Annotated in this window: 3 protein-coding genes and 1 pseudogene; 3 read left to right on the top strand and 1 reads right to left on the bottom strand. The window is 62.2% G+C overall.

The features are described from left to right. Both BUB17_RS26425 and BUB17_RS28670 read left to right on the top strand, forming a co-directional pair. On the top strand, positions 1 to 649 hold a 649-nt coding region (locus BUB17_RS26425), incomplete at its 5' end, for a radical SAM protein (RefSeq protein ID WP_208983648.1). Positions 650 to 1529: 880 nt separating this feature from the next. Continuing rightward, positions 1530 to 3035, top strand: coding sequence for a S8 family peptidase (locus BUB17_RS28670; RefSeq protein ID WP_083606590.1), 1506 nt, complete (start codon positions 1530 to 1532; stop codon positions 3033 to 3035). A gap of 310 nt (positions 3036 to 3345) precedes the next feature. Here BUB17_RS28670 and BUB17_RS24340 read toward each other — a convergent pair. Further along, positions 3346 to 4753, bottom strand: a pseudogene (locus tag BUB17_RS24340) (IS1380 family transposase). Positions 4754 to 5243: 490 nt separating this feature from the next. On the opposite strand from BUB17_RS24340, the gene BUB17_RS26420 reads away from it, so the two are divergent. After that, positions 5244 to 6109 (top strand): radical SAM protein (locus tag BUB17_RS26420; RefSeq protein ID WP_141243190.1); only part of this gene is annotated, 866 nt, incomplete at its 3' end.

The following is a 6109-nucleotide window of genomic DNA, read 5'->3' as shown; positions in this document are numbered from 1 at the left end:
CGAGCTCTTCGCGTTTTTCCTTGAAAATGGGTTTCGCTCCGTGGCGTTCAACATTGAAGAGGCTGAGCACGTCCACCGCGAGACTTCGCTTGAGTCGACAACTCGCGCAGAGTTGGTTGAAGCGTATACGCAGTTCTTTGACAGACTCTTCGACCTCTGGTGGCCCCATCGACACACCTTTGAGATTCGCGAGTTTACGGACCTCGCTAAGGCCTTTCAGATGTATCGCGCCGATGAGTCGTATCACCACCAGCCGATAGAGACTAGACCGATGGCCATACTCACCGTAACGCGAAGCGGCGACGTCAGTACGCTCAGTCCCGAGTTCGCGGATTACGAGAACGTGCCACAGTACGCCAACTTCGTGATAGGGAATATCATGGACGTAAGCTCGCTGGACGAATTGGCACATACATCAGCCTTCCAAAGAATCACCCAAGAAGCGCAGGTAAGTGTCGATATGTGCCGCCATGCTTGCGGATTCTTCTGGGTGTGTGGGAGCGAATTTATATCGAACAAGTTCTCCGAGCATGGAACCCTTCGGGCTACAGAGACCCGCACCTGCGCACTCCATCGCAAAGCCCTCGCTAGCCTGCTTATCGAGAAGATAGCGGCGAAGGGAAAACTAAAGCAGAGCCAAGGTGACTAACATCGCCAGCGTGCTTTTGAGGGCACATTTCCTAGGAGCCAGTAACCTCGTCAAGGCCATGCCCCTACGAGAACCAGATACCGTGAGCGCCTGTCAGTATATGGAAGCCCGCGACGCTTTGATACCGGCGCGGGATCGGCCAAGGCCGGCGGTTCCTCGAATCGATCTGAAGGTCGGGTTGGAGAGATGTTCGACTCCGACGGCCGATGGCACGATCCTTACAGTTTCGCCTAGAACTGAAGTGAGTCATCCGTATAATCTGAACGATTCACCACCGCGTGGATCGGGGGCTTATTCGATGAGGTTTTCCCACAAGCAATCCACACCCAGTCGGAGCGTGCGGCTGGCGCCGCTGGTAAGGGCAGCGGCGACACGTCAGGAACTTCGGTTGCGACTCCTCGGCGCAGATTCCCGCCCGGCGGAATTCGACACCTCGCTGACGCAGTGGTCTGACTTGCAACGATGCGTCACCCAGGTGTCCGCGGAGGGCGAATCCTGGTGAGAAAACCTCAATGACCGGAACAGCGCCGGAGGAGAAAGAGTCCTCGGAGCCGTCCGAGATTGTCTTGGCCTTCCGCACGGACGTGGTCGCCTCGCGGCTCGCGACCGGAAAGTGGCCACCTGAGTTCACGGCGCTGATCGATAATCTCAAAGCTGCTGGCCTAATCCTTGAGCAAATGCATCCGCATGCCAATGCACCCGATCTTGTATCTTGGTACAGAGTTCTTGTGTCGCGCAATGATGATATCCAACCTGTCCTCGCCGCGCTTCGCGCGAGCGCCATAGTCGCCGCTGCCTACGTTAAGCCATCTGAGGCTCCCCCACGCTGATCGACTCATCATCTCTCTCAGCACATGTAAATGCTGAAAGCGGAGGTTCCATGGTGTTTTGTGTGGCGAATGACCCGCCCCACGTCGCCCAAGGCAGCGCGACTGCAATCGAGCGACAACCGCAAGTCGTCGTTGTCCTCGGACCCCGCGCTGATATTGTTGTCCGGGCCGGCCGGGTTGTACCAGAAAATGCACACAGCAGTCAGCTACTCGCTGCTCTCACTGCCGCTCCGACGGCGACATCCGCCAGCGATGTGGCGGTCCGGCCACTTTTCGGTCCGTACCGCCACCGACTAGCCTTCCGCACGACGCGAGCCCTTGCCGAGCGACTTATATCCCCACTCGACTCCTACTTCACCGTCACGGGCATTGCTGAAGGACAAGACAGCATCGCCGATGGGCTTCGCAACCTCGATTTCATAGCGGGCGCGTACGTAAAGCCACCAGCAGAACTCCCCATAAACGTCAAGCAGATCACCCCCCGCGCCGAGGAACCACCTGAGGTTACTCCCGACTTTTCCGGTCGGCAGCTGTACCTTGAAGCTTCCCCTAGTGGAGTAGACGCCCGTTGGGCCTGGACGCAGGAGGGTGGTAAAGGGGAGGGCGTCAACGTAGTCGACGTAGAGGGGGCGTGGCGTTTTACGCATGAAAATTTGAATCACCATGGCGGAGTGATCAGTGGAGCGCAATCGAGCCGGCTGATGTGGCGGAATCACGGCACTGCCGTCCTCGGCGTTATGGGGGCGAACGACAACGGGGTCGGAGTTGCCGGAATCGCGCCCCGCGCCGTGCACCGCGCAATCGCCATTTTCGGTGACGGGATGAATTCAGCCGTGGCCATTCGACAAGCTGCCGACGCGCTGTCTGCGGGGGACATACTACTCATCGAGCTGCATCGACCCGGACCGTACATTGAGGAAATCGGAAAGTCACCCTATGCCCCGGTTGAGTGGTGGCCAGATGACTTTGACGTGATAATGTACGCCGTTTCGCGCGGGATCATCGTTGTGGAGGCGGGGGGAAACGGCTACCAGGACTTAGACAATCCTGCGTATAGCAGGTCGGCATTAGGGTTCCCGCCCACATGGTCAAATCCCTTCGACCGCGGCAAGCGAGACTCCGGCGCTATCCTTGTTGGCGCTGGTGCTCCGCCACCTGGCGTTCATGGGCGGGACTGGGGTCCTGACCGATCGCGACGTGACTTCTCAAATTTCGGGTCGTCGCTTGACGCGCAGGGCTGGGGGGAAGAGGTCACCACATGCGGATTCGGTGATCTCCAAGGCGGGCCGGGTGGCGAGGACTACTGGTACACGGACAAATTTGACGGGACTTCGAGCGCAGCGCCAATGGTCGCTGGTGCCCTAACTTGCGTCCAAGGGATCCTGCGTGCAGGCGGTCAACGATTGCTAACCCCAACAACGGCCCGGCAATATCTTCGAGATACCGGCGCCCCGCAGCAGGCGGCGCCAGACGCGTCCGTGTCACAGCGTATCGGTGCTCGTCCGGACATACGTGCGCTTGTTTCGAGAGCGCGCTCCGAGTCACTATCGAGGTGACCGAAGAGGCCGGGACGGACCTGTGGGTTCTATGCAGGGCACAGTCAGTTTAATCTCGGCATGATCGGCTCAAGCAGTCACGTCGGTACTCTTCCGCCGCCGTGCTCGGCAATCGGGTCTTCTTACGACCTCGTGCGTGGTTAGCCCGGATCTTGCATGGCTCGTCTGCGTGAGCGGCGCAGCGGGTTCTTGACCGCCGTGGTCGGTGTTTTCGCATTCGGGGTGTGACAGATCGCCCCGTGTCGTCGGGGTGGTCGCCGGTTCCACGGGTCCGGGCGGTCGTTGGTCGTCGGGGCGGGCGGTTCGGTGGTCAGCCGGGGGCGGTCAGGGCGTCGAGGCGGCGGAGGCCATCGAGGGCCAGGCCGGTGAACGGCGCTGGTCGGGCCAGGTGCAGCCAGGTCCGCCGACCGGTGGTGGCGAGGCGTCCGGCGATGGAGAGCAGCCGCAGGCCCAGCCGCTTGGGTTCCCATCGGCCGGCCTCATGGCCGTTCAGGGCGAGGGTCTGCATCCAGGCGAGCAGGTCGGCGGCGAGCGCAACCAGCGCGCACCAGATCTGGTTCTGGGCGAAGTCGTGCAGCGGCAGGTTGGCCAGTCCGCTGTCCTTTAGCCCACGGATGCGGTCCTCGGCGCGGGCCCGGCGGCGGTGGCGCAGCTCCAGGTCGGCCAGCTGCCCACGGTTGGAGTTGGTGACGAAGGCAGTGATCCGGTGTCCGCCGAGGTCGGTGATGCGCAGCTGCGCGCCGAGATGCGGGCGCTCGCGGCGGACGATCAGCCCGGCGTCCCCGGTGGCCAGCCCGAGAGGTCGAACAGCCCGGTCATCTCGGCGACCCAGGCTCCCGGGCGGACCTGCCCGTCGGCGTCATAGGCCGGCTCCCAGGCCTGCTCGGGAATGGCAGCCAGCCACTGCTGGATCGAGGCCAAGGCTCCAGGCAGGGAGAACCCCGACCGAGTAGGACAGCCGGCGGTGGGTCAGCCAGGCGATCAGCTCATGGGGTGCCACCGGCGCCGTCGATGCGGACCAGCACGTTCTTGCCCGGTCGGCGCTCGCCGGGCAGCTGGGCCAGCGCGGCGCGGATGATCGCCTTGTGGTCGACCACGGTGTTCGGAGCCGGCGTTGCCGGCGCGCAGCAGGAACCCCAGCGGTTCGCCGGTGCCCTCGGCCCCGTGGTCGACGAAGGCCCACAGTGGATGGAAGCCAAACCCGCGCTTGAACGTCGGCGCCGCGCCCTGTTTCTCCGAGTGCGCGGTCACCACGGTGGCGTCCACGTCGATCACCAGCGGCGTCCCCGCGTCGGTGCCGTGGTCGGGCGCCTGGGCGCCAGCCAGTGCCCAGGCCCGCGCCAGCGCGGTGGCGCGGGCAGCGGCGATCGCCGCCAGCGCGGCCGGAACATCTGCGGCCAGGGTGTCGATGCACCGGGACACCGTCGGATCCGACGCCACCGACCCGAACACCTCCGGCGCGGCACGCACCTGGCTGATGTCGGCCAGACAGTCCCCGCCGACGGCCAGGGCGACGGTCAGGTCCAACACCACCTTGCCCGGGCGATGCCGCCGCCTTGACCAAGGCGCTGCCACGGCCGCAGCGCCTTGGTCAAGGCGGCGGTCAGGCCGACGCTCTGGGCCGTGCGCAGCAACAGCACCACGCCCGCGTTCGGCACCACGCTCGCGCCGCGCCCGTCGACGGTCAGGGACGGATCGGGACCGGTAGCCTTCTTCAGCCCACCCGCCGATGCCCGCGGCCTGCTCCTCATCGCGCTGACCGTGCCCGAACTCCGCCGGCTGCTCAACACGCTGATCCGGACATCCAGACCTGGCATGGACCACGTCGCGGACTGGTCGTGGTGGCGCCGACGACGCCAAGCCCAGGCCCGCGCCGCCCACCGAGAGTCCTACCGGCCGGCACAGCCAGGTGATCGGACCCGCCTGAGCAGGTCAACGACCCCCCGCCGCTAACCATGTACGAGATCGTTAGTCGGCGGCCACATGCGCGACCAGAGGGCCAACGGCGGCACGGGCCAGAGTCCTCGACACTTCCCGAGCCTGTTCCTGTCCTGCACCACGGCACGATCAAGCCATCCCGCTGACCATGCGGGAGATCATCTACACAGTAAAGCCATGTTCACGGGCCACTGCCGTTCCTACGCGTGTACGGGATTGTAGGATCGTGCGCCTATGGTCGGAGCATGACGCACGAGGAGGCTGATACAAATGGGCGAATATCGCACGGAGCTCGTCGTCGTGCAGCCTACATCACTCTGCAACCTCAATTGTACATACTGTTACGTTCCAGGTCGCCGTGTAGCTACTCGCATGACATTTGAGGCCTTGGAGGCCGTGTGTAAAAAGGTCCTAGAAAGTGAGCTAGTGAAGGATGAAATCGAGTTCCTCTGGCACGCGGGCGAGCCGCTCTTAGCAGGCATCGAATTTTACGAGCGCGCCCTCAACTTTATGGCGACTTATAACAAACGAGGACTGCGAATCAGAAACAACATACAGACCAACGGGACCTTGCTGGACTCGAGGTGGGCCAATTTTCTAGCCACCCATGGATTTTCCGTTGGCGTGAGCATTGATGGCCCTTCTTTTCTTCATGATATGCAACGCGTTAGGTGGTCAGGGACTGGATCCCACGCCGCCACGCTTCGGGGAGTACAAGAATTGAGAAGGCACGGAATAAGGCCAGGAGCACTCTGCGTCCTCACGAGAGCAGCACTACAAAGCCCGGAAGAATTGTTCGACTTTTTCCTCGATAATGACTTCAGCGCTGTAGCCTTCAATGTCGAGGAGGTTGAGAATGCCAATCGGACTACTTCTCTCCACCCGGATGAAGGGAACAATTCTGTGGTCGCCGAGTACACTGACTTCACTCGGCGATTGTTCGATAGGTGGTGGCCCCATAGGAGCAAAATTCGCATCCGGGAGTTCCACGATCTTGGCCAAGTTTTTGCGGCTCATCGGGTTGATGAGACATACAGTCGTGAGGTGTTCGAGACCAGCCCCCTTAGGATACTTACTATCCACCGGGACGGTAATATCAGTACTTTCAGCCCCGAGTTCGCAGGATCCGTGGCAAA

It is taken from the genome of Geodermatophilus obscurus, assembly GCF_900143215.1.
GTDB lineage: Bacteria > Actinomycetota > Actinomycetes > Mycobacteriales > Geodermatophilaceae > Geodermatophilus > Geodermatophilus obscurus_A.
This window is presented reverse-complemented; position numbering and strand designations above follow the sequence as displayed.